Raw genomic sequence first — 725 nt, 5'->3', positions numbered from 1 at the left:
GGCACGCCGACCGCAGCAGTGGTCGGCAGCATCACGCCGGCCGCCACGTCCACCGCCGTCGGCACGGCGGCAGTGGCCAACCATGTGACCGGTACTGCAATCGGCGGCAGCGCATATGCGCATGGCCCCAACGACACTGCCATCGGCAGCAATGCGCGCGTCAATGCTGATGGCAGCACGGCGGTGGGCGCCAACACGCAGATTGCGGCGGTGGCCACCAATGCGGTGGCGATGGGCGAAGGTGCGCAAGTCAGTGCGGCGTCGGGCACGGCGATTGGCCAGGGCGCACGTGCCAGTGCACAGGGTGCAGTTGCACTCGGCCAGGGCTCGGTCGCCGATCGTGCCAACACGGTGTCAGTGGGTAGCGTTGGCGGTGAGCGTCAGGTGGCCAACGTGGCGGCCGGTACGCGTGCCACCGATGCGGTCAACAAGGGCCAGTTGGACAACGGCGTTGCCGCCGCCAACAGCTATACCGACAGCCGCTACAGCGCGATGGCCGACAGCTTCGAAAGCTACCAGGGCGATATCGAAGACCGCCTGCGTCGGCAGAACCGTCGCCTGGACCGTCAGGGCGCGATGAGCTCGGCGATGTTGAACATGTCCGCCAGCGTGGCCGGTATCGCCTCGCAAAACCGCGTCGGTGCCGGCGTCGGTTTCCAGAACGGCGAATCGGCGTTGTCGGTGGGTTACCAACGTGCGATCAGCCCGCGCGCCACGGTGACGGT

General features: G+C 67.6%; 1 protein-coding gene. It reads left to right on the top strand.

The genetic code is table 11. From position 1 onward, the window contains the following. On the top strand, positions 1-725 hold a 725-nt coding region (locus tag FFY45_RS21815), incomplete at both ends, for a YadA family autotransporter adhesin (RefSeq protein ID WP_369333978.1).

The organism is Xanthomonas hortorum (assembly GCF_011305375.1).
Taxonomy (GTDB): Bacteria; Pseudomonadota; Gammaproteobacteria; order Xanthomonadales; family Xanthomonadaceae; genus Xanthomonas; species Xanthomonas hortorum_E.
This window is presented reverse-complemented; position numbering and strand designations above follow the sequence as displayed.